The sequence below is a fragment of the Pseudomonas ovata genome, from assembly GCF_003131185.1.
In the GTDB taxonomy this organism is placed as follows: Bacteria; Pseudomonadota; Gammaproteobacteria; order Pseudomonadales; family Pseudomonadaceae; genus Aquipseudomonas; species Aquipseudomonas ovata.
The window spans coordinates 13843-37342 of record NZ_QFFU01000037.1 but is presented as its reverse complement, the minus strand read 5'-3'; the positions used below and the strand labels follow the sequence as shown (position 1 = coordinate 37342).

The 23500-nt window shown below is 59.1% G+C and carries 29 protein-coding genes; all 29 read left to right on the top strand.

Going from position 1 to position 23500, the window contains the following annotated elements:
- The first annotated feature begins 30 nt into the window (after positions 1-30).
- The 29 genes from DGA31_RS30435 to DGA31_RS28285 all read left to right on the top strand — a co-directional run bounded on the left by DGA31_RS30435 (position 31) and on the right by DGA31_RS28285 (position 23422).
- On the top strand, positions 31-306 hold the full coding sequence (locus DGA31_RS30435) for a hypothetical protein (protein WP_241509671.1): 276 nt from the start codon (positions 31-33) through the stop codon (positions 304-306).
- Positions 299-1678: a replicative DNA helicase gene (gene dnaB, locus DGA31_RS28415; RefSeq protein ID WP_109514779.1), complete on the top strand. Its 1380-nt coding sequence runs from the start codon at positions 299-301 to the stop codon at positions 1676-1678. Before DGA31_RS30435 ends, dnaB begins: the two co-directional genes overlap by 8 nt.
- Positions 1678-2091 carry a VRR-NUC domain-containing protein gene (locus DGA31_RS28410; RefSeq protein WP_109514778.1) on the top strand — a complete coding sequence of 138 codons (414 nt, stop codon included), beginning with the start codon at positions 1678-1680 and terminating at the stop codon, positions 2089-2091. Before dnaB ends, DGA31_RS28410 begins: the two co-directional genes overlap by 1 nt.
- Positions 2088-3383, top strand: coding sequence for a tyrosine-type recombinase/integrase (locus DGA31_RS28405; RefSeq protein WP_109514777.1), 1296 nt, complete (start codon positions 2088-2090; stop codon positions 3381-3383). The genes DGA31_RS28410 and DGA31_RS28405 overlap by 4 nt, the downstream gene beginning before the upstream one ends.
- Positions 3377-3694, top strand: coding sequence for a hypothetical protein (locus DGA31_RS28400; RefSeq protein ID WP_241509670.1), 318 nt, complete (start codon positions 3377-3379; stop codon positions 3692-3694). Before DGA31_RS28405 ends, DGA31_RS28400 begins: the two co-directional genes overlap by 7 nt.
- A gap of 3 nt (positions 3695-3697) precedes the next feature.
- Positions 3698-4045, top strand: coding sequence for an antiterminator Q family protein (locus DGA31_RS28395; RefSeq protein WP_109514776.1), 348 nt, complete (start codon positions 3698-3700; stop codon positions 4043-4045).
- A 376-nt stretch (positions 4046-4421) separates the two neighbouring features.
- Positions 4422-4736 carry a phage holin, lambda family gene (locus tag DGA31_RS28390; RefSeq protein WP_109512793.1) on the top strand — a complete coding sequence of 105 codons (315 nt, stop codon included), beginning with the start codon at positions 4422-4424 and terminating at the stop codon, positions 4734-4736.
- Positions 4737-4777: 41 nt separating this feature from the next.
- Positions 4778-5149, top strand: a complete 372-nt coding sequence (locus DGA31_RS28385; protein ID WP_109514794.1) for a hypothetical protein — start codon at positions 4778-4780, stop codon at positions 5147-5149.
- Positions 5150-5177: 28 nt separating this feature from the next.
- Complete coding sequence (locus tag DGA31_RS30530; RefSeq protein WP_277749412.1) at positions 5178-5306, top strand: hypothetical protein; 129 nt, start codon at positions 5178-5180, stop codon at positions 5304-5306.
- Between the two features lie 135 nt (positions 5307-5441).
- Positions 5442-5831 (top strand): HNH endonuclease, encoded by a 390-nt coding sequence (locus tag DGA31_RS28375; RefSeq protein WP_206606853.1) that lies wholly within the window; start codon positions 5442-5444, stop codon positions 5829-5831.
- Positions 5832-6056: 225 nt separating this feature from the next.
- Positions 6057-6536, top strand: coding sequence for a phage terminase small subunit P27 family (locus DGA31_RS28370; protein ID WP_109514775.1), 480 nt, complete (start codon positions 6057-6059; stop codon positions 6534-6536).
- Positions 6536-8257 (top strand): terminase large subunit, encoded by a 1722-nt coding sequence (locus DGA31_RS28365; protein ID WP_109514774.1) that lies wholly within the window; start codon positions 6536-6538, stop codon positions 8255-8257. The genes DGA31_RS28370 and DGA31_RS28365 overlap by 1 nt, the downstream gene beginning before the upstream one ends.
- Positions 8257-9528, top strand: a complete 1272-nt coding sequence (locus DGA31_RS28360) for a phage portal protein (RefSeq protein ID WP_109514773.1) — start codon at positions 8257-8259, stop codon at positions 9526-9528. The genes DGA31_RS28365 and DGA31_RS28360 overlap by 1 nt, the downstream gene beginning before the upstream one ends.
- A gap of 26 nt (positions 9529-9554) precedes the next feature.
- Positions 9555-10208: an HK97 family phage prohead protease gene (locus DGA31_RS28355; protein ID WP_241509669.1), complete on the top strand. Its 654-nt coding sequence runs from the start codon at positions 9555-9557 to the stop codon at positions 10206-10208.
- A 2-nt stretch (positions 10209-10210) separates the two neighbouring features.
- A complete protein-coding gene (locus DGA31_RS28350; RefSeq protein ID WP_109514771.1) occupies positions 10211-11374 on the top strand; it encodes a phage major capsid protein in 1164 nt (387 codons plus the stop codon).
- A gap of 38 nt (positions 11375-11412) precedes the next feature.
- The gene (locus tag DGA31_RS28345; protein ID WP_109514770.1) at positions 11413-11592 is read left to right on the top strand and encodes a hypothetical protein; all 180 of its coding nucleotides are present in this window, start codon (positions 11413-11415) and stop codon (positions 11590-11592) included.
- Entirely contained in the window at positions 11592-11888 is a 297-nt protein-coding gene (locus DGA31_RS28340; protein ID WP_109514769.1) for a head-tail connector protein, read from the top strand. Before DGA31_RS28345 ends, DGA31_RS28340 begins: the two co-directional genes overlap by 1 nt.
- Complete coding sequence (locus DGA31_RS28335; RefSeq protein WP_109514768.1) at positions 11888-12208, top strand: head-tail adaptor protein; 321 nt, start codon at positions 11888-11890, stop codon at positions 12206-12208. Before DGA31_RS28340 ends, DGA31_RS28335 begins: the two co-directional genes overlap by 1 nt.
- 9 nt (positions 12209-12217) lie before the next feature.
- Complete coding sequence (locus DGA31_RS28330; protein WP_109514767.1) at positions 12218-12397, top strand: hypothetical protein; 180 nt, start codon at positions 12218-12220, stop codon at positions 12395-12397.
- 2 nt (positions 12398-12399) lie between these two features.
- Positions 12400-12822: an HK97-gp10 family putative phage morphogenesis protein gene (locus tag DGA31_RS28325; RefSeq protein WP_109514766.1), complete on the top strand. Its 423-nt coding sequence runs from the start codon at positions 12400-12402 to the stop codon at positions 12820-12822.
- Positions 12819-13205, top strand: coding sequence for a DUF3168 domain-containing protein (locus DGA31_RS28320; RefSeq protein WP_109514765.1), 387 nt, complete (start codon positions 12819-12821; stop codon positions 13203-13205). The genes DGA31_RS28325 and DGA31_RS28320 overlap by 4 nt, the downstream gene beginning before the upstream one ends.
- A gap of 55 nt (positions 13206-13260) precedes the next feature.
- Positions 13261-13734 carry a phage tail tube protein gene (locus tag DGA31_RS28315; RefSeq protein ID WP_109514764.1) on the top strand — a complete coding sequence of 158 codons (474 nt, stop codon included), beginning with the start codon at positions 13261-13263 and terminating at the stop codon, positions 13732-13734.
- Positions 13735-13812: 78 nt separating this feature from the next.
- Positions 13813-14175, top strand: a complete 363-nt coding sequence (locus tag DGA31_RS28310; RefSeq protein ID WP_109514763.1) for a hypothetical protein — start codon at positions 13813-13815, stop codon at positions 14173-14175.
- A gap of 92 nt (positions 14176-14267) precedes the next feature.
- Complete coding sequence (locus DGA31_RS29845) at positions 14268-14429, top strand: hypothetical protein (RefSeq protein ID WP_161959244.1); 162 nt, start codon at positions 14268-14270, stop codon at positions 14427-14429.
- A gap of 55 nt (positions 14430-14484) precedes the next feature.
- Entirely contained in the window at positions 14485-14667 is a 183-nt protein-coding gene (locus DGA31_RS29720) for a hypothetical protein (RefSeq protein ID WP_152035088.1), read from the top strand.
- A gap of 210 nt (positions 14668-14877) precedes the next feature.
- The gene (locus tag DGA31_RS28300; RefSeq protein ID WP_109514761.1) at positions 14878-15120 is read left to right on the top strand and encodes a hypothetical protein; all 243 of its coding nucleotides are present in this window, start codon (positions 14878-14880) and stop codon (positions 15118-15120) included.
- 87 nt (positions 15121-15207) lie between these two features.
- Positions 15208-21726, top strand: a complete 6519-nt coding sequence (locus DGA31_RS28295) for a tape measure protein (protein WP_109514760.1) — start codon at positions 15208-15210, stop codon at positions 21724-21726.
- A complete protein-coding gene (locus tag DGA31_RS28290; protein ID WP_109514759.1) occupies positions 21723-22694 on the top strand; it encodes a hypothetical protein in 972 nt (323 codons plus the stop codon). Before DGA31_RS28295 ends, DGA31_RS28290 begins: the two co-directional genes overlap by 4 nt.
- A complete protein-coding gene (locus DGA31_RS28285; protein ID WP_109514758.1) occupies positions 22694-23422 on the top strand; it encodes a hypothetical protein in 729 nt (242 codons plus the stop codon). The genes DGA31_RS28290 and DGA31_RS28285 overlap by 1 nt, the downstream gene beginning before the upstream one ends.
- Positions 23423-23500: the final 78 nt, after the last annotated feature.

The window sequence follows — 23500 nt, the reverse complement described above, 5'->3', positions numbered from 1 at the left end:
CAATCGCCGTCATGCCCTGTTCAGGACATCGTGGATTTGTTCAACCGGGTTCTGAGTCCTGCACTCCCTGCGGTGGTTCTTGTATCCGAATCCCGCAAGAAACAACTCCGTGCTCGGTGGACCCAGAGCTATGTTCACCAGAGCCTCGATTTCTGGGTCGAGTACTTCGCTACGGTGGCGCAGTCGGACTTCCTCATGGGCCGCTCAGTCGGGAAGGGCGGAAGCGCGCCATTCCGAGCCACTTTCGATTGGCTGATCGCGCCAAGCAACTTCGTCAAGGTCGTGGAAGGAAATTACCATGCGTGATTTGTACAACGTCGATGCAGAGCACGGTCTGCTCGGCGCCATGATGCAGCGGCCTGAGCTGATCGATACCCTGGCCGACGATCTTTCGCCAGAGGCGTTTTACTACGCTGAAAACGCCGAGGTCTTTCGCGGAATCATGGCTTGTCGAGCAGCCGGTAAGGCTGTGGATTTCCTGACAGTGGCAGATCACATCAACATCGTGCTCGATGATACGAATGCTCTCGCGTACTGCGCTGAGATCGTGCGTGGCACCCCAAGCATTGCCAGTGCGGGCACCTACGCCCGGATCGTACGCGAGCGTGCCATTGACCGCGCTCTGTTCGCCCTGGGCTCGCAAGCCATGGATATCGCTCAAGGTGACCAAGATACCCAGGCGAAGATCGCGGCAATCCAGGCAGCCGCGATGGCCGTCGATGTGGGTAGTGGCGATGACGATATCGTCAAGGCCGGCGATGTGCTGGTCGATCAGCTTGAGGTGTGGCAGGACCGACACGACCGGCATAGTCGCGGTGAAACCCTGATCGGTTTGTCTACGGGACTGAAAGACCTCGACGAAAAGCTGGGCGGGCTGCAGCCAGACCAGCTGATCATCGTTGCCGGCCGCCCAGGCATGGGCAAGACCACTCTGGCTATGGGGTTCGCGCTGGATGTAGCTATTCGACAGGCCAAATCCGCTTTTGTGGTCAGTCTAGAGATGAACAAGGGGTCGCTGATCGACAGGGCCACAGCCGCCGAGGGTCGGATACCGCTCAACCTTGTGAAGAACGGCACAGCATGCGAATCCCACCCCTCCGAGCTGCAGGCCGCCGCAAACACATTGAGCCGCGCCTCTCTGTTCATCGCTGATCGGGCCGGCACTACAGTGAGCCGTATTCGCTCCTTGGCACGTCGCCAAAAGCAGCGTTATGGGCTGGACCTGCTTGTGATCGATTACTTGCAGTTGGTTGATGGTGAAGGCGGCAACCGAACCGAGGAAGTGAGCAGCATCAGCCGTGGATGCAAATTGCTTGCAAAGGAACTGGGCATTCCAGTCGTGCTGCTCAGCCAGCTTTCGCGCAAGTGCGAAGAACGCCCGAACAAGCGCCCCATTCCATCCGATCTGCGCGAATCCGGCGCCATTGAGCAGGACGCCGATGTGATCCTGTTTGTGTATCGCGATGAGGTTTACAACGAGCACAGCGAGGCCAAAGGAATCGCAGAAATCATTGTCGGCAAGGGTCGGGACGTCGAGACGGGTACAGTACGAGCCGCTTTCCTCGGCCAGTACAACCGCTTCGAGAACCTGGCCGCTGGCTGGAAGCCTGAGCCGGTCGAGAAGGCCGCAAAGGTGACCCCGCTGTCCAGTCGATACGCTAACAAGGAGCGTTTCTGATGAGGACATGGCAGGCCAAGCCTGCCCGAGCAAAGCCAGTTGACCGCGAGGGCCTTGAACAGGCCGCCCTGATCAGCGAAATCAAGCTACGCCATCCTGAAGTTGCACGCCTGATGTTCCATGTCCCAAACGGTGGGCACCGGGTTAAGGCCGTGGCTGCGAAGCTCAAGGCCCAGGGCGTGCGCGCCGGCGTACCTGATCTGGTGCTTCCGATGGCGCGTGGTGGGTTCTTTGGCCTGTACATCGAGTTCAAGGCCGCGCCGCCGAACGATGCTGCGGTTTCGGACAGCCAGCACGGTTACATCCAGGCGCTGAACGCTCAGGGCTACTTGGCAGTGGTGTGTCGTGGTCACCGCGATGCAATGGAGGCGCTGCGGGCATACCTGCTGCTGCCAAAGACGGTGGCCGCATGATTACCCGCCCTGTGAAATTCAGCGATGCCGAGATTCGCCGCCAGGCCGCTGATCCAATCGTGCGTGACATTCGGGATGCTCGCTACCCTGGCCTGTACCTGCGATTCCATCAAGACCGCGCTCGCGCAACGTGGTACCTGGTCAAGGGCAAGGCCTGGGCCCCGGTGGCGCGCTATCCCGAGATTGGGCTCGCTGCGATCCTGGCCGAGCTGCCCGCGATCCGTCAGCGTCTGCTGTCCGATCCTGCTGCCCAAGCCGGCGCCGGGTTCTCTACGGTCGGTCAGTTGCTCAACTGGTACAACGACCGCATGGGCCGCGACCGATCGTTGTCAGCAAAGCGCAAGAGCACGTCCAGATCGGCAATCAAACAGCACTTGCATCCGATGCTGGGCAGCCAAGCCATTATTGACCTGAGCGCTGCAAGTTTGGATGAGCAATTCATCTGGCCCGCCCAGGCCACGCTGTCGCTGTCATACATCCGCCAGATGTTCGCACTGCTGCTGGCCGCTTTCCGCCAGGCGCTCAAGCTGGGCCTGGTGACCAGCAATCCTATGGCGGGCATGCAGTTCAAGGACTTCACCAATACCCGGATCAAGGCCAAGCCATCAGCGCTGCGCTCCGTGCAACTGCCGGAAATCATGCAGCAACTGGCCGACGCTTTTGGTCGTGCACCTGGTGATGCTGTGCTCGCGCTGATGATGCTGGCCCATGGCACAAGGCTGGGTGAGACCCGCCAGGCGTGCTGGGCGGATATCTCGTTGCCCGAGGCCGAGTGGTTCATTCCGGCCGCGAACACAAAGACCCGCACCGAGCATCGGTTGCCACTGACCGCTCAGGCTCAGGCGCTGCTGATGGCCTATCGCGCCGCCCAGATTCACCGAGGCTACAGCGGCAAGTACCTGTTCCCCAATCGCAAGGGGCTGCCTCTGAGCGAAAGCCAAGCCAACTCGGTTTTCGTCCGGCTGGGGCAGGGGCAATGGTCGAGTCACGACTTGCGCAAAGTTTCCCGCACGGCTTGGACAGATCTCGGCATCGATGGGCACATCGCCGAAATGCTGCTCAATCACTCGCTGGGCAAGATCGCGTCAACGTACATCCACACACAGGCCATGCATCAGCGCCGTATCGCGCTGGAGACCTGGCACAACTGGCTCGACGGCATAGGCTTTCACGCCATCCACAACCTTACAGTGACCAAATTTGCAGATTCACGTAATGCCCTGCAAGCCACAAACGGCAAGGCCTGCAACGCCTTACCCGATTCTGTAACAGTGGAGGAATCGAAATGCTGAAAAAGACCCACGGACCAGCCCTCCGCCGTGAACTGAAATTCATCGTCGAGTGCAGTATCTGCAGCGGGAAGGGCGCCTGGATCGGCGTTTTTCATGAAATGGATTGCGAGCGCTGCATGGGGTCGGGCTGGGTCTGCGGCCATACCCTGCAGCCTCTTTCGCCGAGCGAAATCGTGCCGGTGCTGAATGCCCGACTGCGTGATGCTCTGGACGAGATCAGCAAGGCGGGCCGCCGGATTGGCTGTGCACAAGAACAGTACGAACAGAACAACCGTCGCGGCGCCGGCGGCACCAATTACACAGGGGATTGAGCCATGACCTACAAGAAGCCTGAGCGCACCGTGGAGAACCTTCTCGAACACTGGGGGCGCTGGGTCGTCCTCGGGTCTGGAGTTTCCTGCTGTGCATCGCGTGAAAACGATGTTGCCGATCCGATGATTACGGACGATGAGGCGCTGTTGATGGATCGCCTGGTGGGCAGGCTGCGCAACCGATACCCAGAATGTGGCAACGTGATCATTCGCTATTACACCTCCCGCGATACCGCTCTGGTTGCCGTGGGCAAGAAGCTGGGCTTTGGCGAAGAGAAAACCAGGCAGCTCTGGAAGTCCGGAATCGCCTGGATCGACGGCGCCCTAGAAATACGCAGAGAGGCCGCTTGACAGCCCCGGTCCCTATCTATAGATTTCTCGTTACTTTGCGGTTTTTCCGCGTGCAAAGCCCGTCTTGAAGGCGGGTTTTTTGCTTTATAGAGCCCGGCCATTGTGCTGGGCTTTTTCGTATTCGGGCTTTAGCGGCCAGATGAGGTTGAGTCTGGCGATAGTGATGTCATGGCCTTCGATTGGATTCACTCGGGCGAGTGTGGTATTTGCCCGTTGACCTGGTGATAATGCATTCCCGGACCGATCATCCTCTGCAAAGGCGGTACGGGAACAACCCGGCTCTCAAGGCTGGGTTTTTTATTGCATGAAAGAAACACAAATTCCAAGGCTCGCCATATCGGCGGGCCTTTTTCGTTTACGGCTACCGGATGCTCATATGCCTGACAAACCAGACACCTGGGCCCGAATCTGGTTGGCCCTCTCTGATCCGCTGTGGCAGGGGGTAATTATGGCGACCGTCATTTCATTCCTGCGGGTGCTGTACGACGCTCCGGGGACCAAGCCTTGGCGCGTCATTCTTGAATCGTTGATCTGCGGCTGCCTCAGTCTCGTGGCGTCCATCGTCATCGAGTGGATGGAGTGGCCAGCCAGCGCATCCATTGTTGCCGGCGGCGCCATCGGCTTTCTTGGCGTTACTGTGATGCGGGAGTTTCTTATGCGCTTCCTCAATCGCAAGGTGGATTCGGTATGAGCCTCGAACCTGTAGCCGCCGCGACCAAGGTCGGCGGGGTGATGCGCGTCATCGCAGTCGCCCTAGTGATCACGATCGTGATGGCTTTGCTAATCGCCATCCAACAGGTCCGAGTCGTCACGCTACAAGGTGACCTGGCCATCGAGACAAAGAGCAGGGCTGATGCAGTCGCTGCCAACGTTGAGAGCCAAGCAACGATCACCACGCTGCGCGCCGAAGCCAAACGCAACGCCGACTATCAGGCCGATCTGGCCAAGCGGTTGCAGGCCAGCGAAACGAAAGCCAGACAGGCGAGGGCAGACTTTGAAAAACTCAAGCGCAACAGCAAACCGGTGCGTGATTGGGCTGCTCAGCCTCTGCCTGACGGCCTGCGCAGCACCGGTGGTAACAAAGACAACAGCCGTTCGAATTGAGCCACCTGAGCTGGTGCCATGCGAACGGGTGACTGATGCCGACGCCGACCTGCAATTGAACGGTGATGTATGGGCGCTGAAGGATCGAGCCGTCAACCTGCTGGACACATGCGCCGATCAGGTCGATGCCCAGATCCTGCGTAGCCAGAGCAAGTGAATAAGTCCTGGTCGGTGACAGTGCCAGGCTACCCACCATTCCCAATGATCCCGATGGGACCGGAACTCAGTCACGCCGAAGCACTGGCATGCGCGAGAGTGATCTGGCCGACCGCAACCGTAGAGTGAGTAGCCAATGCCGCAGCGCCCCCAGAAGCCATGCAGGTTTGCAGGCTGCAACACGCTGCACCGCAACGCCGCCTACTGCGACCAGCATGCGGATCTGGCCAAGGTGAAACGCCCCGAAAAGTCGTTGCCCCGGATGGCGGGCAGGGCGCTCCAGAAGCGGCGGCTCAGTGTCTGGAGCAAGAATCCGACCTGTGCCATATGCGGTCGGCTCACTGATTACCCAAGCGGCTTTGAGCTTGACCACAAGGTGCCGCTGTTTAAGGGCGGTCAGGACATTGAGGACAACTGTCAGGTGCTCTGCAAAGGCCCCAGCGGCTGCCACAACCGCAAAACGGCAGAGGATCTGGGTTACGTTTACCGGCCTGCTGTTGGGCTGGATGGTTATCCAGTCAAATAGACGATTCTGGCCGGTGCTGATTTGAGAATTATTCTCATAAATTATTTATCAATATTTTAAAAATAAATATTGACTTGCATATTTTTCTATGATTCTTTTTGAAATTGAGAATTGTTCGTATTTGTGCGGGAGGGGGGAGGTAAAAAGTTCGGAGTCTTTTGCTCGGAAATGGTCCGCCCCACCTTTCTTTCAAAGCCGCGAAATATAAAGTTCAGGAGTTAACCGATGCCAGGGGTCGCGGGACGGTCGGGCCGTCGTCCCAAACCCACGGCCCAGAAGGCTCTGGCGGGTAATCCCGGCAAGCGAGCGCTCAACAAGGGGGAGCCTGATTTTTCCCGCGTGACGAATATCGACCCGCCTGAATGGTTGAGCGAAAACGCTCGCCGCGTCTGGCAGATGATCGTCCCGCAACTGTGTTCGGCGCAGGTCTTGGCGTTAACCGACCTGCACAACGTCGAGGCGTTTTGCTCGGCATACGGCAACTGGCGGCTGGCTCAGGAATCGATTGATCAGTACGGCATTGTCGTTACATCCGCCCAGGGCAGCCCCATCAAGAACCCGGCCCTGACCGCCGCGAACGAGGCGATGCGGCAGATGGTGACTTTCGGCTCGATGTTGGGCCTCGATCCGGCCAGCAGATCCAAGATCATCGGCAACAACAAGCCGGAACCCACCAACCCGTTTGCAGACTTGATGAACTCCTGATGGCCAAAACCTCGCACACCAACGTCGACAAGGCGATGGTTTGGGCGAGGTCTGTCCTGAAAGGCAAGTTTCCGGCCTGCCGGTTCATTCACCAGGCGATTGAGCGGCACTTCGACGACGTTGCCAAGAGCCGCTCGAAAGATTTCCCGTACAAGTTCGACCCGGCCAAGGCCGAGAAAAAGCTGAAATTCATGCAGCTTTTGCCCCACACCAAGGGTGAATGGGCGTACCGGCGGCAACTGATCACCCTGGAGCCGTGGCAATTGTTCGGCCTGGCCTGCACGTTCGGCTGGGTGAGGAAGAAAGGCGCTTACCGCCGCTTCCGCGAGAGCTACTGGGAGGTGCCGCGCAAGAACGGCAAAAGCGTGATTGCTGCCGGCGTCGGAACCAGCATGTTCGTGATGGACAAGGAGTTCGGCGCCGAGGTTTACGCTGGTGCGACCAGCGAGAAGCAAGCCTGGGAGGTGTTTCGCCCTGCCAAGCTGATGATTCAGCGCTCTCCGATGCTGACCCGCGCGGCCGGCATCGAGATCAACGCCTCGAACATGAACATTCCGGCCGATAACAGCCGGTTTGAACCCCTGATCGGCGATCCCGGCGACGGCGCATCGCCCAGCTGCGCGATCATCGACGAATTTCACGAGCACGAAACCGCCGCGCTGTACGACACCATGCTCACCGGCATGGGCGCCCGCCGGCAGCCGCTGATGTTCATCATCACGACCGCCGGCGCGAACATTGAGGGGCCGTGCTACGACAAGCGCCGCCAGGTGCTGGAAATGCTCGACGGCACGGTGCCGGACGAAGAGCTTTTCGGCTACATCTGGACCCTGGACGAGGGTGACGACTGGACCGATCCGAAGAATCTGGCCAAGGCCAACCCCTGCATGGGCGTCTCCGTGTTCCCGGAGTACCTGGAGAGCCAACTGCAGCGAGCCATTCGCTCGGCGCGCTTCACCAACACGTTCAAAACCAAGCATCTCAACGTCTGGGTGAGCGCGAAAACCGGGTTCTTCAACCTGCAAAGCTGGAAGGCCTGCGAAGACAAGAGTCTGGCCCTGGAGCAATTCGAGGGCCAGGAATGCAATCTGGGCCTCGACCTGGCCCGAAAGCTGGACATGAACTCTATGGCCAGGCTGTTCTGGCGGGAAATCGACGGGAAGATTCACTATTACTGCGTAGCCCCGCGATTCTGGGTGCCGGAAGACACCGCCTTCGACACCGACAACCGCCGCATGCATGAGCGGTATCAGGCCTGGATCAACTCCGGCCATCTGTACACCTCGCAGGGCGCCGAGATCGACTACCGGGACATCCTTGAGGAATGCAAGGAGGCCAACAAGCTGGCGCCTGTGCGCGAGAGCCCTATCGATCCGCACGGGGCCACGAACCTCAGTCACCAGTTGGATGACGAGGGGCTGTCGCCGATCACCATTGTCCAGAACTACACAAACATCTCCGACCCCATGAAAGAGCTGGAGGCGGCGATTGAATCGGGCCGTTTCCACCATGACGGCAACCCGATCATGACCTGGTGTATCGGCAACGTGATCGGCAAGTTCCTGCCGGGCAACGACGACGTTGTGCGCGCAATCAAGCAGGGCAATGATAACAAGATCGACGGCGCCGTGGCGCTGATCATGGCGATAGGTCGAGTGCTTGCGAATCGTGAGCCGCAAGGATCTGTCGATGACTTTCTTTCCAGACCAATGAGCATGTAATGGCAGACACCGACTACAGCATTGACCTGCGCACCCGCAGTCCTTTCTGGGCGCGCATGGCGAGCTTTTTCGTTGGCGGCCGCCTGATGACTCCTGAAAAAGGCTCTCAAACCGGGCCAGTATCAGCTTCTGGCGTAGTGGGCGACTCGGTCGTCAATGACGAGCGCTCGCTACAGATTTCAACAGTATTTGCCTGCGTGCGGTTGATCAGCAGCGTAACGGCCTGCATGCCGCTGGATGTATTTGAGACGAAAGACGATGACCGGAAGAAGGTAGGGCTGGACAACCCCTTGGCGCGCTTGCTGCGGTACAGCCCGAACCAGTTCATGACGGCTTTTGATTTCCGTGTCTCGATGACGATGCAGCTTTGCTACTACGGCAATGCCTATGCCCTGATTGAGCGCAACTCGGTGGGCGACGTAATCAGTCTTGTGCCGCTCATGTCGGTAAACATGGACGTACGGCTTGAGGGTAAGCGGGTCGTCTACCGCTACCGGCGAGACAGCGAGTATGCCGACTTCAAACAGAGCGAAATCTTCCACCTGAAGGGGTTTGGCTTCAACGGCCTGGTGGGCTTGTCGCCCATCGCCTTTGCCGCAAAGACGGCGGGTGTGGCCGTGGCCATGGAAGACCAGCAGCGCGACTTCTACGCCAATGGCGCCAAGTCGCCACAGCTGCTGATGACTGGCGACGGTAAGCTGCTGAACAAGGATCAGCGCGCCCAGGTCGAGGAAAACTTCAAGGAGATCTCTGGCGGTCCTGTCAAAAAGCGGCTTTGGGTGCTCGAAGGTGGGTTTACCACCCAGGCCATCGGCGTCAGCCCACAGGATGCAGAAACGATGGCGGCCCGGAAGTTTCAGGTCAGCGAGCTGGCGCGCTTCTTTGGCGTACCCCCGCACCTGGTGGGCGATGTCGAAAAATCCACCAGCTGGGGCTCCGGTATTGAACAGCAGAACCTTGGCTTTCTTCAGTACAGCCTCGATGCGTACCTGGAGATATGGGAAGGCTGCATTCTGCGCTGGCTGGTCAAGCCATCCGACCTTGGGCGGCTTCACGCCGAACACAACCGCGATGGCTTGCTGAGTGGTGATTCGACGGCCAGGGCGAACTACATGAAAACCCTGGTCGATACCGGCCTTCTCACGATCAACGAGGGGCGTCGAGTCAACAATCGACCCCCAGTCGATGGCGGCGACGTTGCAACCCGGCAATCGCAGAACGTACCCCTTACCCAACTTGGCAAAACGAACCCCGCACCCAGCGGGGTTTAGTTTTTCTGGAGGCTGCAATGCCCAGTATGTGCAAGACCCTGGCCTTCGATCAGGCCTCTATCAAGTTTGCTTCCGGCGGCACCCAAGGCGTTTTCGAGGGGTATGCGAGCGTGTTCGGTGTCGTGGATAGCGATGGCGACATTATCGAGGCCGGAGCCTTCGCTCAGGCCCTGAAGACCCAGACACGCGCCGTGGCGATGTTCTTCAACCATCGGCGCAACGAGATTCCGGTGGGCAAGTGGCTGAACCTGGCCGAGGACAGCACCGGCTTGCTGGTGCGCGGCGAGCTGACCCCCGGCAACCCTCAGTCTGACGCCCTCAAGGCCGCGATGCTGCACGGCACGGTCGGCGGCATGTCGGTCGGGTTCTCGGCCACCAAGGACGATCTTTCGCCGATCGCCACCGGGTACTCGTTCAAGAACGTGTCCCGGCTCAGCGAGATCAGCATCTGCACCTTTCCTGCCAACGAGCAGGCCACGGTGTCCGCGCTCAAGAGCATGGACGCCATTGAAAGCATCCGTGACGCAGAGAACTGGCTGAGGGATTCAGCAGGGCTCTCCAAGTCCGAAGCGCAGGCATTCATTGCCCGCATCAAGTCCGCAGTTCGGAGCGATTCCGAAGGTGGCGAAATTACCGCGATCCTGAATCGCATCAAGTCCTTCCCATCTGTAGGAAATTGATCATGTCCGAACTGGCCCAGATCCAGAAAGCCATTGAAACCGCTCAGGCCAACATGACCGAGCTGTTCGAGGCGCAAAAGAAAGAAATCACCGCGACCGGCGAGGTCAGCAAGAAACTCCAGACCGATCTGGCGACTGTTCAGGAAGAGCTGACCAAATCCGGCACCCGTCTGTTCGATCTGGAGCAGAAGCTGGCCGGCGGCAACCTGGACAATCCGGCGAACAAGAAAAGCTTTGCCGCCCAGACCGCCGAAGACCTGAAAAAGGCCTGGGACGGCAAGTCTTCTGGCAAAGTCGAGGTCAAAAGCTTCGATAAAGCCCTGGGCAGCGGCGCTGCCTCGGCTGGCGCGTTGATCGAGCCGCAGCGTAACGCGGGTATCCTGATGCCAGGCCTGCGCCGTTTGACCATTCGCGACCTGCTGGCGCAGGGGCGCATCAGCTCCAACTCGCTGGAATACGTGCGTGAAAACGTGTTCACCAACAGCGCGGCACCGGTGGCCGAGGGCACTCTCAAGCCGGAATCGCAGCTGACCTTCACCAAGGAAAACGCGACCGTCAAAACCATCGCGCACTGGATTCAGGCCTCGCGCCAGGTGATGGACGACGCGCCGATGCTGGAATCCTACGTGAACAACCGCCTGCTGTTCGGTCTGGCGCTGGTTGAAGAAGGCCAGTTGCTCAACGGCGACGGTACCGGCGACAACCTGCTGGGCCTGAACCAGGTTGCCACGGCTTACGACACCGCCCTGAACGTGACCGGCGACACCCGTGCGGATCAGATTGCGCACGCGATCTTCCAGACCAGTGAGTCGGAGTTCGAGGCCTCGGGCTTGATTCTCAACCCTCGCGACTGGCACGCCATCGCGCTTCTGAAAGACTCGGACGGCCGTTACATCTTCGGCGGGCCGGCTGCATTCGCTGCGAAAGTGATGTGGGGTCTGCCTGTGGTCGCCACCAAGGCCCAAGCTGTTGGAACCTTCACCGTAGGTGGTTTCGACCTCGCCTCGCAGGTCTGGGACCGCATGGATGCCACTGTCGAGGTCAGCCGCGAAGACCGCGACAACTTCGTCAAGAACATGGTGACCATCCTCTGCGAAGAACGCTTGGCGCTGGCCCACTACCGGAAAACGGCGATCATCAAGGGCGCCTTTACCGTCACCCCCTGAGCCATGAGGGCGGGGCAGGTAACTGCCCCGTTTGTCCGATGATCAAGATTCGAGCCCTGCGTCAGTTTTCTCATTACCACGCTGGCAACTTCGATCAGTTCGAACAGCGCGAAGTGGATGACGATATCGCTAATGCCTTGGTGGGCATGGAGCTGGCAGAAGTCGTCGATGCGCCTGCCGAGCCCGTCAAAAAGCCTCTCAAGAAAGAGCCAAAGTGATGATCGATCTGCTGCTGGTCAAAGCCCATCTGCGCATCGACGGCACCGAAGAGGATTTGCTGATCGGCGCCTATGTCGACGCCGCAGTTGAGTACGTCCAGCAGCACTGCGACCGCCGAATTGTCGAAACTCCCGAAGATGCCGGGCAGATGGCTCTCACCAAGGATGTGGAGCAGGCCATTCTGCTGCTGGTCGGCCATTGGTACGCAAACCGTGAGGACGTTGTGGTGGGCGTATCTGTCAATCAGGTGCCAATGGGCGTCCAGGCCTTGCTCTGGACAAGGAAGCGTTTCTGATGAGAGCCGGTCCCCTGCGACATCGCTGTTGGGTACAGAAGCATTTGCGCGTCTCGGATGGCCTGGGCGGTGGCTCCATGGTCTGGACTGGGCTGCGGCAGATCTGGGCGGAAATCACGCTGCCAAGTGGTCGTACCGACGTCGTTGCACAGCAGATGACTCGTGTTATCACCGCCGAAATCCGCTGCCGGCCTGCTGCCGATTTGGTTGCTGGTCTGCGCCTGGTTCACAAGGGCATCACCTACACCATCGAGGCGGCGCTGCCCGATAACGTCAACAGCATGCTCCGGCTGCTGTGTTCCAGCGAGCCAAATACCTGAGGAATCACTATGAAAATGATTGCGAAAGCTAACCTTTCCGGGCCGTTCGGCAATGTCGAATCCGGCGCGGAGTTCTCCGTAAACGCGGCGACTGGAGCCGAGTTGATCCAGCGCGGGATTGCCGAAGAAGTGCCGGCCACCACCGGTAAGACCAAGGATCTCGAAAAAGCCCCTGTCGAGGCCTCCTGATCATGGCCAGGCGCTCTCGCGGCGACTTCAAGCTGCGTGGCATTCTGCGCCGGATCGGCAACCAGATGGAAAGCGACCTGCGGCCTGCCATGGTCAAGGCCGCTAACCTGGTGCTGGCCACCCAGCAAGAGCTTATGCCTGTCGACTCCGGCGAAGCCAAGCAAGCGCTCCAGGCGTTTGTGTCGAAAAGCGGGCTGGACGCCCAGATCGGTATTCGCGGGAAGCGAGCCAACAAGAAAGTGTTCTACGCGATATTCATTGAGCGCGGCACCAAGCAGTACCAGCGCGGCGATAGCGTCATCGCTGCACGGCCGGCGCATCCTTGGCTGCGCCCATCCGTTGATTTAAACCGCGATGATATTGTGCGTCTGATCAGGGCGGCCATCACCAGTACCCTGGCCCGCGCAGCAGGTGAGGCACGATGAGCGATCCATCACTGGCACTGCAAAAGGCGTTGTACGAGCGATTGACTGTTGATCTGTCGTGCCCAGTGTTCGATGCGGTTCCCGATGGCATGCCGTACCCCTATGTGACGTTGGATCGCGAGTTTTCCAGCAACTCCACGCCGATATCGGGCAAGAACCGGCAGACACGTCTGTTCTACCTGTCGGTCTGGTCGCAATACCACGGCCAAGCCGAGGTAAAGCGGATCATGGCCGAGATTTCCGGCGCCTTGAATGAAAAGCGGCTGCCGCTTGAGTCTGGACTGGCTGTATCGGTTCGTGTGACGCGCACCGAGGCCACCCGGGAGCCGGACGGCAAGACCTACATGGGCTCTGTCACGCTGCGAATCATCACCCAGTCGTAAACCCGAAGTATTACCGCCGCGCTGCGGCTATCACCTGTCCTCAGGAGGACTACCCATGCCTGTAAATACCGCTGCCGGTACGCGACTCTCCATTGGTCCGCGCCTCTCGGCCAAGCTCCCGGCGACCGAAGCGGCCGCCAAAACCCTGTTCGCGGGCCTGACTTATGTCCAGGTTGGCGAACTGGAAAACATCGGCGATTACGGCGACGAGGTGGGCGACGTGACCTTCTCGGCGCTGGCCGACTCGCGCACCCGCCACCTGAAGGGCCTGGCCGACGCCGGCTCGGTCGAGCTGACAATCGGCTTCGACTCTGGTGACGCTGGCCAGCTGGCTCTGGTCGAGGCGCAGAAAGACCGTTCGCAGTTCGATTACCCGGTGAAAGTCGAGTACGTCGACGGCCTGGTCGATTACTTCGCCGTGAAGGTCATGAGCTCCCGCAAAGCCGTGGGCGGCGCTGAAGACGTAATCAAGCGCAACGTCACCGTCGGCATCAACTCCGGCATCTACGAAGTCGTGCCGACCCCTTAATCCCTCACTGCTCAACCAGCGCCGCAAGCGTGGCGCTGGCTGCAACCCCCCCCCCTCATTCGATCAAGAGAAATTCTCATGTCCAAGACTGACCACGGCACCGTTCACGTTCAAATTGGCACCGAGCTGTACACCCTGGCGTTCAACCTGAAAGCCGTGAAACGCATCGAAAAGTACTTTGGCGGCATCATGCCGGCCATGCACGAAGTCCAGAAATTCAGCGTGGCTGCTATGGTTCAGGTCATCGCGGCGGGTGCAAACTTGGCACTGAAGCCATCCGAATTCGAGGCTCTTGAAGAAGAAATTTTCCAGGCTGGCATCGTCATGATTACCCCACCGCTGATCGAGTTCCTCAGCGCTTGCCTCAACCCAGCCGCAAAAACTGCCGACCAGCAGGCTGCTGCTGAAGCTGAAGCGGCGAAAACCGGCACAAAAAAGTAAAGCGCGCTGGCAACGGTAGCTATGTCGACGAGTTGTTCAGCATTGCCACTGGTTGTCTGGGCTGGCCGCCGAGTGAAGCCTGGTCGGCGGCCGTGCCTGAAATTCTCATGGCATGGGATGCCAAGGTCGAGTTTCTGCGCAACACCAACCCTTTCGGCGCAGGCGAAAAGCCGCGCACCAAGGAGGCGGTCGCCAAGGATCTGCGCATGGGCTTTCGAGCAGCGGCAATCAACCGCAAGTCCGATGCGGCATAGCCGATGGATGTAGCGATTTGATAACCTCCCCCTGAATTACTGGGGAGGGATGCCTGTGGAGTCTGTAGAAGACCCGATTGTCTCAATAGCGAAATCGACCGCCGAGATAAATCGTATAAACCTTAAGCGAGCGGTCAATGCTGGAGAAGATGCAATGATCGTCGCGCAAGCTCAAGAAGATGATTTCAATGAGTTTGTTAAGTCTTTTAGTGATGAAGAAGCTGAGGTGTTGAGGTAGACTTATTATGATGAGTTCAGGCGGCTCGGTAGTATTGAGTTTCAGTGCGCTATTGCCAAAGGCCAAGAAATAATTTTCGATAAAAATGAGAAGGTATTTGCAAGCAGGTCAGCAATTCGCGCATTTGTAGAGCGCGAGCAACAAGAGCGAGCACGAATAGTTGAGTCAGGTGGAAATGTCTACCAGTTCAATCTCGATGCGCATGACGCTATGGATAAAATGCTTGCTGGATATTCCGATGAAGAGAAGTTGGCGTTCATAAATATGTATACCGAAGAGTTGAATGCTCTGACTAGTCAGCTAAAAGTTGACTTGTCTGCGATAGTCGCCAAATCTGAAGCTGACGAAATCAAGAGAGTTGCAGAAGAAAAGACCCAGCAAGGGTTGTGGGGCTTTGCTCTGGGTGCGTTGATCATTATTGGGGTAGCGATCTACTTATTTAGCAAACGTTAGTTTTTACTCTCCATACGACCCGCTCCGGCGGGTTTTTTGTTTTATGGTCCGCCGCGTGCGGTTTTTTTTTCGCTCGGAGAAAGATGAATGTCGCAAGAAGTCCAGGGGATGCTGATCCGTCTCGAAGCGACCACGGCACAGCTGCGTCAGGAAATGGCTCGTGCCGATTCTACTGTCGCGCAGGTCTCCGGGCGTATTGATCGTCAACTGGCGACCGTAGATTCGGCATTTGCTCGTGCCGGGCAAAGCGCTTTGTCTGCTGGCAATATGCTGCGCAATGCAATGGGCGCTGTAGCTGCTGGCATGAGCATCAGTTCGCTCGTGGCTCAGGCCGACGCCTATGCCAGCATTGCGAGCCGCCTGCGCCTGGTCACTTCGAGTGCGGCCGAGTTTACAGCTGCTCAGAAGGCGGTGTTTACCATCGCTCAAGAGGCATATCAGCCCCTGACCGCCACGGCAGAACTTTATCAGCGCATTGCGACCAATCAGAAGGAGCTGAAGCTCACAGGCGAGGGCGTTGCCGGGGTTGTCGGCACCATCAGCAAGACCTTGGCTATCTCCGGGGCGTCCGCCTCATCTGCAAATGCTGCCCTTATTCAGCTGGGCCAGGCCTTCGCATCCGGTGTGCTGCGAGGCGAAGAGCTCAATTCGGTTATGGAGCAGGCGCCGGCGCTCGCCCAGGCTATTGCCGCAGGCATGGGCAAGACGGTTGGCCAACTGCGCACGTTGGGTGCCGATGGCAAGCTTACGGCTGATGCTGTCGTCAAGGCGCTGCAAAGCCAACAGAAGGCCGTCGAAGAGCTATACGCGAAGACGGCGGTCACTATTGGCAACTCCATCACGGCAATGGGTAACTCCTACACCCAACTTATTGGCAGAATTGACCAGGCGGGCAATGCCAGTGCGCGTGTCGCCAGTGTGATCGTGGATGTTTCCAAAGTGATCGATACGCTCACGGCTGATTCTGCTACGACAGAGCGGACGTTTGCTCGCGTGTCGAGCGTTGCTGAAACGCTGGCGATCATCATTGGCGGACGTCTTGCGCTTGCTGCTGGACAGATGGTTATAGGATTTGCAGCTGCGACCAAGGCTTCGATTCAGCAGGCCGTTAACCTGGCTACGTCGACATCGGCGACGCTAAAGCAGGCTGAGGCCGACGCGGTAGCAGCAAAGCAGGCATTGATCACGGCTAAGTCACGTCAGACCGATGCCCAGGCCATGCTTGCGCGGGCCAGTGCCGAGATACTGGCCGCTGAGCAAAAGGTGGCTGCTGACCGTATCCGGCAGACATCTGAAATCAACAACCTGAAATATGTTCAGGCCACGCTGGCGGGTGAGCGAGTACTTGAAGAGCAGCGTCTGGCGGCGCAAATCAGTGAGCAGGGCAGGGCCGCAGCTCGCAGCCGTATGGCAGAAGCACGTCTCGCTGAAGTCGCGATTATCCGACAGATTCAGGAGGCTGAGATTCAGCTTGCAGCTACCACCAGCGCCGCATCTGTCGAGATCCAGGCTGCTTATGCTGCGCGCTCGGCCGCTGCTGCTGGCGTAGCTGAAACAACCCTGGCCGCCAACGCTGCAATCCGAGCCTCTGATGCTGCGACGGCTGCTACCTCCAGTGCGAGTAAGGCTATGCTGCTCACAGCAGCAGCTGGGCGCGGCCTGATGGCGCTCCTGACCGGGCCTGTCGGTCTTATCGCCATGACTGCGGCGGTCGCCTACTCGTTCTTCAATGTGGGCAGCAGCGCTGACAGCGCGACCAGCTCGCTGATCGAGCACAACGCAACTGTCGAAGAGTCGATTAGCCAGTACAAGGCCTTGTCGGCGGAACAGCAGCGCTTGCAGAAAATCACCTGGGCCGAACAGCAGATCGAAGCCCTCGATGCCGCAAGCAGTGCGCTGGATGATTACACCTACAAGATTGAGCGCGCCATCAACCTTGGGCCTTTCAAGGCTGAATTCAGGGGCATGATCGACGATGTTGAGGCGGGGCGTAAAACCCTGAACAGCGTCACTGCATGGATCGAGGAAAATACCAAGCTGACGCCGGCTTTCGGTAAGGAGCTGGCAGTACTCGCAAGCGAGTTTCAGAAAAATACCAAAGCAGCTGATGATTTTGGCAGGAAGATCAATGGCATTGACTCGGCAAGCAGCAAGGCTGCGGCAAGCACTGATCAACTCAAGGCCGCTCAAGCTGCCAGTGGCCAGACCCAGGCCAGTAAAGATGCTTGGGATAAGTACATTGAGCAGTTGACCAAGACGCGGGACTTGCTGGGGGCCAACGCAACTGCTGAGGCAGCCTATACCGCAGCGAAGATGGGAGCCACGCCTGCGCAGGCAGCTCAGGCCAAAATCATCGCTGAGCAGACTGATGTCCTGAAGAAATACCAGGATGCAATCAAGGAAGGCGACAAGGTCAAACAGGCTAGCCTGAAGGCTGAGCTCACGGCGCTTTACACTGCTGAAGATGCTGCAAAGACGGCGGCGGCGGTACAGAGCAAGGCATACGCCGATACAGCTACCGCAGCCGAAAATAGCTCGCGTCGACAAATTACGGCCATGGAGCAGGCTGCAAATTTCGCTGTCGCCTCGGCCACTCGCGTTGCGATGGGCGCGCAGGCTCCCCAGTTGAATCTGACCGGTTACGGCCTGCTCACCAATGGCGGTACCGCGCCGGTAATCGCCGCACCGGTTCAGGCCACACCAGACCAGCGTGCAGCTGCTGCAATTGCACAGCTCGATCAGACAACTGAAGCCAACAAGCGCGTCGACAAAGCAGCGAATGCTGCTGCGACTGCTCTGAAAAATCAGAAAAAAGCCCTTGAAGAGCTGCTGGCAAAGTCTGGTATCTCTATCCAGGCTGCCAATGCAATGGCCGATGCTTACCTGGCTGGCGCTGAGAACGTTCGCGCACTGACCATTCAGCAATCAATTGAAGAGGAACTGCTCAAGACCGGCGCCGGCGCCCGTGAAAAGGTCACCAAAGCCATCAACGCCCAGCACGATGCGCAGGATCGTCTGGAGGTTGCCAAGACCATTGCGGACATGCGCACCGAAGTGGAATGGCTGGAGAAAGAAGCCAAGGCCACCGTGCGCGGAACGTCAGCGGTCGAGGCGTTCAACGTCGAGAAAGCCGTAAAGGCGGAGCTGGCCGGCAAGAACATCGCCCTGGGCAGCAAGGAGTACGATCAGCTGGTCGCAATGACCAAGGCGCAACTGGAGGCCAACAAGGCGCTGGAACAGGCCAACAAGGCCAACGACATCGTCGACCGGCTCAACCCCCAGATCAAATTGCTCAAGGACTACACCGAAGAACAACACGCGCTCAACCGCGCCATGGAGCTGTACCCGGAGAAGGCTGCGCTGTACCAGGATGCACTGGTCAAGCTGGGCAACGAATATGAAGTCAACCGCTCCAAGGCCACTCTCTGGGGGCAGATGACCGAAGGCGCCATTGACCGGATCGACCAAGCCTTTGCCAGCGCCTGGTCGAACATCGGCGACGGGGCCAGCACCTTGTGGGATGACCTCAAGAAGGGTTTCAAACAAACCCTTGGCGAGATCATGCACATGCTGACCACGAAGCCCTTGCTGGCGTCGATCAGCAACTGGCTGACCGGCACCGATAACGGGCAGGGTCTGGGGTCGGTCTGGAGCAAGATCCTCGGCAGCGTTGGCGGCTCTTCTGGCGGTGTCTCCATCGGCGGCCTGGGCGGCGGCTCGCTGGCGGGCATTGGCAAGTCGCTGTACCAGGCGTGGAGTTCCCTGACCGGTGTCGGCTCCAGTATCGCTGGCGGCTACGCCACTGGCGGTATTGGTGGCGCAGTCTCCGGTGGTGTTGGTTACTACACGTCCATGCTTTCGAGCGTGGGCGCGTCGATCACCAGCGGATTCAGCAGCCTGATGGCGACCATCACCGGCACCACAGCGGCGCAAACGGCAGCCGTTGTCGGCGCCCAAGGCGTCACCGCTGCATCGCTGTCGGTGGGCATGGAAGCCGCTGCGGCGGGTTACGCTTCGCAGTTCGGCGCGATCACCGGCACCGTGTCCTACGCAGCTGCTGAAAGCGCGGCGGCGGCCAGTGCGGCGGCCAGCACATCGGCAATGATGGGGCCGCTGGCGATCCTGATGGGCATGTACCAGAGCGGCAAACTGTATGACGCAGGTGTGCGCTACGACACCAGCGACATGCAGACCTCGAAGCTGTCGCAAGTGGGCAGGGCGCTCCCGGGCATGGTCGGTTTCGACCGTGCATTGACCTTTGCCTCTATCGGCCTGGCCGACCGTATGGCGTCGTCGATTTTTGGCGGAAAAATGGGGGCGATCCTCTCCGGGTCGACCTTGGCCACGGCCGTCGAGACCTTCATCGGTGAAAAGCTGTTCGGTACAAAGTGGGCCACGAAAGACACCGGCATGGCTTTGTCGGTAGCCGGCGGCGAGTTCAATGCCGAGGATTTCCAGTACCAGAAGAAGAAAGGCGGCCTGTTCGGCAGCAACAAAAAGCGCTTCGTCTATGGCCAGATGCAAGATGCCGAAATGGCCGAAACGCTTGGCGCTGCTTACAACAGCACCGTGATCGGTGCGATGGATCTGTTCGCCGCGCTGAACGTGACGTTGAATGAGGCAGTGCTCGATGGTCTGAATGTCGAGCGGCTGAACATCAGCACTCAAGATCGCACGACCGAGGAAATCCAGGCTGATATTACGGCCTGGTTCACAGGTCTCGGTGACTCTGCTGTGGCGGCGATCAACTCGGCTACGGCAGCGACCCTGGACGGGCTGACGTTTGACAGCCTGCAAACGCTGGTCAACAACCTGTACAGCGTCAATGCGAGCCTTGATCTGATGGGCGTCAAGGCGGCGGCCTTTTCGGTCACTGGCGCCAGGGTTGTCGAAAGCCTGGTCAACTCAGCGGGCGACATCGACACGCTCAACGCGAATATCACCAGCTATTACACGGCCTTCACCAGCGAGACCCAGCAGGCCAGCGATTCGATCCGGGGCGTGCGTCAGCAGTTTGCTGCCCTGGGCGTCCAGCTACCGGCGACGGAAGATGCTTTCCGCGACATGCTCAAAGCCATTGATGTGACGACCGAGGCGGGGCGCGCGACATTCACTGCGATGACGGCAAACGCCGAATCCGCGGCGCAGGTGTACGCGATCCTTCAGCAGCGCCAGTCGGACTACTACGGTGCGTTCCACACCGAGTCTGAAAACACCGCGCGCGCCATTGCCGACACGACAGCGGAAATCAAGAAGCTTGGCATCACCCTGCCGGCCACGCGTGATGCGTTCCGGACCATGGTAGAGGCGGCCGAGAAAGACTCGTCGGCCGCCGGCAAAGCGATGCTTGAATCGCTGCTGAGCGTTGCGGCAGCGGCCGGCACGGTGTTTGACGCGATGGAAGCCACCGCGCAGGCGGCGGCAGACGCGGCGGCTGTAGCGGCTGAGGCGGCAAAGGCTATCGCTGATGCCCAGGCTGAGCAGTTGATGTCGTCGGCCACAGCCAGTTTCTCGGCTGTACAGCGCGCTATTGCTGCCGAGCAGAAAGCCGCGACCGAGGCCTACAACGCTCGAACCGCCTCCTTCAGCGACATGCTCAGCACTGTGACGGCGAACATCAGCGATCTTTCGAGCTTGAGCTCTTCGCTCGAAGGTGCGCTGAAATCGCTGACCGGCACGTCAGACGAAACGGTGAAACAGCTGCGCGTGCAGGCTCAGGCCACGCTGCAAAGCGCTCTGACCAAGGCGCGATCAGGCAGCTCTCTTGCCGGCTTCGAGGGTCTTGATGATGCGCTGAGCACCGTCAGCACAAACGACACCGGCCTGTACGCCTCGCTCGAAGACTTCAACCGCGAGCAGGGCCGCACAGCCAATGTCGTCGCCGAGCTGAATACGCTCAACGGAAAGCAACTCAGCAGCGCCGAGAAATCGGTGGAAGCGCTCAACAAGCAGATTGAGGCAGCGAAGAAGGCCTATGACCTGCAGATGTCCCAGTTCGACAGCCAGCTGAACAGCGCACAGGCCCAGCTCGATGCGCTCAATGGCATCGACAACTCGGTCATGTCGGTGGCGGCGGCCATGCAGGCCATGAACTCGGCCATCGTTGCGGCGCTGTCTGCGAAAGAGACCGGCTCGGCTGCGCAGAACAACTACGACAATCATGTCGCACTGCTGGAGGCGGTGTATCAGAAGGTACTGGGGCGCAGCCTGGATGCATCGGGCAAGGCTACATGGACGAAGGCCTTGGCCAACGGGACGGTGACTTACGACAACCTGGTGCAAACCATCGCTACTGGCGGGCGCCTTAACGGGGAGACCGTCAAGATTCCGGGTTATGCCTCGGGCGGTGACTTTGGTGGCGGCTTGCGCCTGGTCGGCGAAAACGGCCCTGAGCTTGAGATCACTGGGCCCAGCCGGATCTATAACGCCAACCAGACCGCTGCCATGTTGGCCAATAATGGTGACGGGCAGGCAACCGCACAGGAAGTGAGGGCGCTGCGTGCCGAACTGAAAGCGGCGCTGTTCGCGATTGCCAAAAACACAATGAAGACGGCGAACAACACCGACCTTCTGCCTCGCAAACTGGAAGAGGATTTGTTCTCGTGAGGATCATTGAGCCGGTCGAAATCTCGCCAGGCCTGGCAACCATGCAGGCGTTTCAGGTAGCACCGGATTCAGAGCCGCTGGTGGTGCAGGTCGGCCAGCCATTCATGGTGGCTTCCCTGCTCACCAACGTACCTGAGACGGATCAGCCGCTGTGGAGCCCAGCCCAGGCTTACGCAGTGGGCGCGAAGGTGATGCTGGAGCACCGCCTCTATGAAGCGCTGGTCGCCAATACGAATGTGAGCCCAACGGCAGCTCCTACCAATCCACCCAAGTGGCTCGATCTGGGGGCGACCAACCGCTGGGCCATGTTCGACGACAAGATGAGCAGCGTGACCAGCAACCCGGAAAGCATTTCGCTCAGTGTTGTGCCGGGTAGGGCTGTGGACGCTCTTGCCTTCTTCGGTATCGACGCTTCATCGATTCTTGTACGCGTGATTGATTCCTATCAGGGCGTCATCTTTGAGTCGCGGGTATCCCCAGTGATTACTGATGGTATCGACGACTGGTATGCCTACTTCTTCAGTCCGGTTGAGTTGAGTGAAGATTTTGTGGTGCTGGATGTACCCGCCGGGAGTTTCGGCACCATCGAGGTCGTTATTTCGAAGCCTGGCGGGGTGGCCAAGGCGGCGGCGCTGATCTTCGGAAAGATGGCACGTCTGGGAGAGGCCCTCTACGGGACGTCGGTGGGGATTACCGACTACAGCAAGAAGGATCGTGATGACTTCGGTAACTTCAAAATCGTTGAGCGGGGCTTTTCCAAGAAAGCCGAGTTCGACGTGATGGTCGATACATCCCGGGTGGGCAGCGTTCAGCGCACGCTGGCCCGATACCGCGCAAAGCCTCTGGTGTGGATCGGCGAAGCGAGCTACGAGGCCACCATCATTTATGGCTACTACCGGGATTTCAACCTGGTGATCAGTGGACCGACACAGTCGGACTGCTCAATTTCTGTAGAAGGACTTGTGTAATGGCGACACCTACGATTACACCGTTGCCGACACCGCCCAGTCGACAAAACTCGGCCGGCACGTTTGCCACGCTGGCCGACAACTTCATGACTGCACTTCCGCCATTCGCTGCTCAAATGAACCAGGCGCTGGACTTTGTTGATCAGCGCGCTGATGACGCAGCAGCCAGCGCACAAGAGGCCGAAACCAAAGGGGCGGCGCAGGTACAGGCCGCCACACAGAAAGCCAATGCGGCCAGTCAAAGTGCGCAGACGGCCGCGAGCCAGGCGGCGGCAGCCAAGACTCAGGCGGATGGAAGCCGGGCCTTTCGCGACTCGGCGCAAGCGGCGGCCGCTGCCGCGCAGGCCGCCGCCGGACTGCCGGCATTGGCCGGCAAGGGCGGTTTGCCGCTGATGCCCAAGCGCGACGGCACGGGGGTCGAATACTCATCGAGCCTGCGCAAGTACGACCTGGATGTCAGTGCCGCCACGTCCGTTCTGGATCTTGGCAGCGGGCAGGTCTTCAAGGTCAACGCCAGTGTGCCAAGGGCGCTCTCGTTCATTAATCCGCCGGCGGCTGGCCGAGCGATGACTGTGGTCCTGCAAATCACAGGCACCGCTGTTATCACCTGGCCAGAGGGGATCCTGTGGAACAACAGCCAGGAGCCGGTGCGCGGCACGCAGTGGACGACGGTGGTTCTCATTTGGATCGGGGATGGTTGGGTCGGATCAGCGGGGGCGCGCTCATGATTGAGGCTGCGCTCATGGGGGGCGACATGGGGCCGCCTGAGCCCTGGAGCTTTGTCGGGGTGACGAATTTGTTGGCCA

Excerpts from the sequence above, each read along its gene's own strand:
- DGA31_RS28310 (WP_109514763.1), top strand. The coding sequence starts at position 13,813 with ATGTCCAAGACTGACCACGGCACCGTTCACGTTCAAATTGGCACCGAG.
- DGA31_RS28395 (WP_109514776.1), top strand. The coding sequence starts at position 3,698 with ATGACCTACAAGAAGCCTGAGCGCACCGTGGAGAACCTTCTCGAACAC.
- DGA31_RS28365 (WP_109514774.1), top strand. The coding sequence starts at position 6,536 with ATGGCCAAAACCTCGCACACCAACGTCGACAAGGCGATGGTTTGGGCG.
- DGA31_RS28320 (WP_109514765.1), top strand. The coding sequence starts at position 12,819 with ATGAGCGATCCATCACTGGCACTGCAAAAGGCGTTGTACGAGCGATTG.
- DGA31_RS28350 (WP_109514771.1), top strand. The coding sequence starts at position 10,211 with ATGTCCGAACTGGCCCAGATCCAGAAAGCCATTGAAACCGCTCAGGCC.
- DGA31_RS28360 (WP_109514773.1), top strand. The coding sequence starts at position 8,257 with ATGGCAGACACCGACTACAGCATTGACCTGCGCACCCGCAGTCCTTTC.
- dnaB (WP_109514779.1), top strand. The coding sequence starts at position 299 with ATGCGTGATTTGTACAACGTCGATGCAGAGCACGGTCTGCTCGGCGCC.
- DGA31_RS28340 (WP_109514769.1), top strand. The coding sequence starts at position 11,592 with ATGATCGATCTGCTGCTGGTCAAAGCCCATCTGCGCATCGACGGCACC.
- DGA31_RS28410 (WP_109514778.1), top strand. The coding sequence starts at position 1,678 with ATGAGGACATGGCAGGCCAAGCCTGCCCGAGCAAAGCCAGTTGACCGC.
- DGA31_RS28295 (WP_109514760.1), top strand. The coding sequence starts at position 15,208 with ATGTCGCAAGAAGTCCAGGGGATGCTGATCCGTCTCGAAGCGACCACG.
- DGA31_RS28375 (WP_206606853.1), top strand. The coding sequence starts at position 5,442 with ATGCCGCAGCGCCCCCAGAAGCCATGCAGGTTTGCAGGCTGCAACACG.
- DGA31_RS28400 (WP_241509670.1), top strand. The coding sequence starts at position 3,377 with ATGCTGAAAAAGACCCACGGACCAGCCCTCCGCCGTGAACTGAAATTC.
- DGA31_RS28405 (WP_109514777.1), top strand. The coding sequence starts at position 2,088 with ATGATTACCCGCCCTGTGAAATTCAGCGATGCCGAGATTCGCCGCCAG.
- DGA31_RS28285 (WP_109514758.1), top strand. The coding sequence starts at position 22,694 with ATGGCGACACCTACGATTACACCGTTGCCGACACCGCCCAGTCGACAA.
- DGA31_RS28355 (WP_241509669.1), top strand. The coding sequence starts at position 9,555 with ATGTGCAAGACCCTGGCCTTCGATCAGGCCTCTATCAAGTTTGCTTCC.
- DGA31_RS28335 (WP_109514768.1), top strand. The coding sequence starts at position 11,888 with ATGAGAGCCGGTCCCCTGCGACATCGCTGTTGGGTACAGAAGCATTTG.
- DGA31_RS28300 (WP_109514761.1), top strand. The coding sequence starts at position 14,878 with ATGGATAAAATGCTTGCTGGATATTCCGATGAAGAGAAGTTGGCGTTC.
- DGA31_RS28330 (WP_109514767.1), top strand. The coding sequence starts at position 12,218 with ATGAAAATGATTGCGAAAGCTAACCTTTCCGGGCCGTTCGGCAATGTC.
- DGA31_RS28390 (WP_109512793.1), top strand. The coding sequence starts at position 4,422 with ATGCCTGACAAACCAGACACCTGGGCCCGAATCTGGTTGGCCCTCTCT.
- DGA31_RS28325 (WP_109514766.1), top strand. The coding sequence starts at position 12,400 with ATGGCCAGGCGCTCTCGCGGCGACTTCAAGCTGCGTGGCATTCTGCGC.
- DGA31_RS28370 (WP_109514775.1), top strand. The coding sequence starts at position 6,057 with ATGCCAGGGGTCGCGGGACGGTCGGGCCGTCGTCCCAAACCCACGGCC.
- DGA31_RS28315 (WP_109514764.1), top strand. The coding sequence starts at position 13,261 with ATGCCTGTAAATACCGCTGCCGGTACGCGACTCTCCATTGGTCCGCGC.
- DGA31_RS28385 (WP_109514794.1), top strand. The coding sequence starts at position 4,778 with ATGCGCGTCATCGCAGTCGCCCTAGTGATCACGATCGTGATGGCTTTG.
- DGA31_RS28345 (WP_109514770.1), top strand. The coding sequence starts at position 11,413 with ATGATCAAGATTCGAGCCCTGCGTCAGTTTTCTCATTACCACGCTGGC.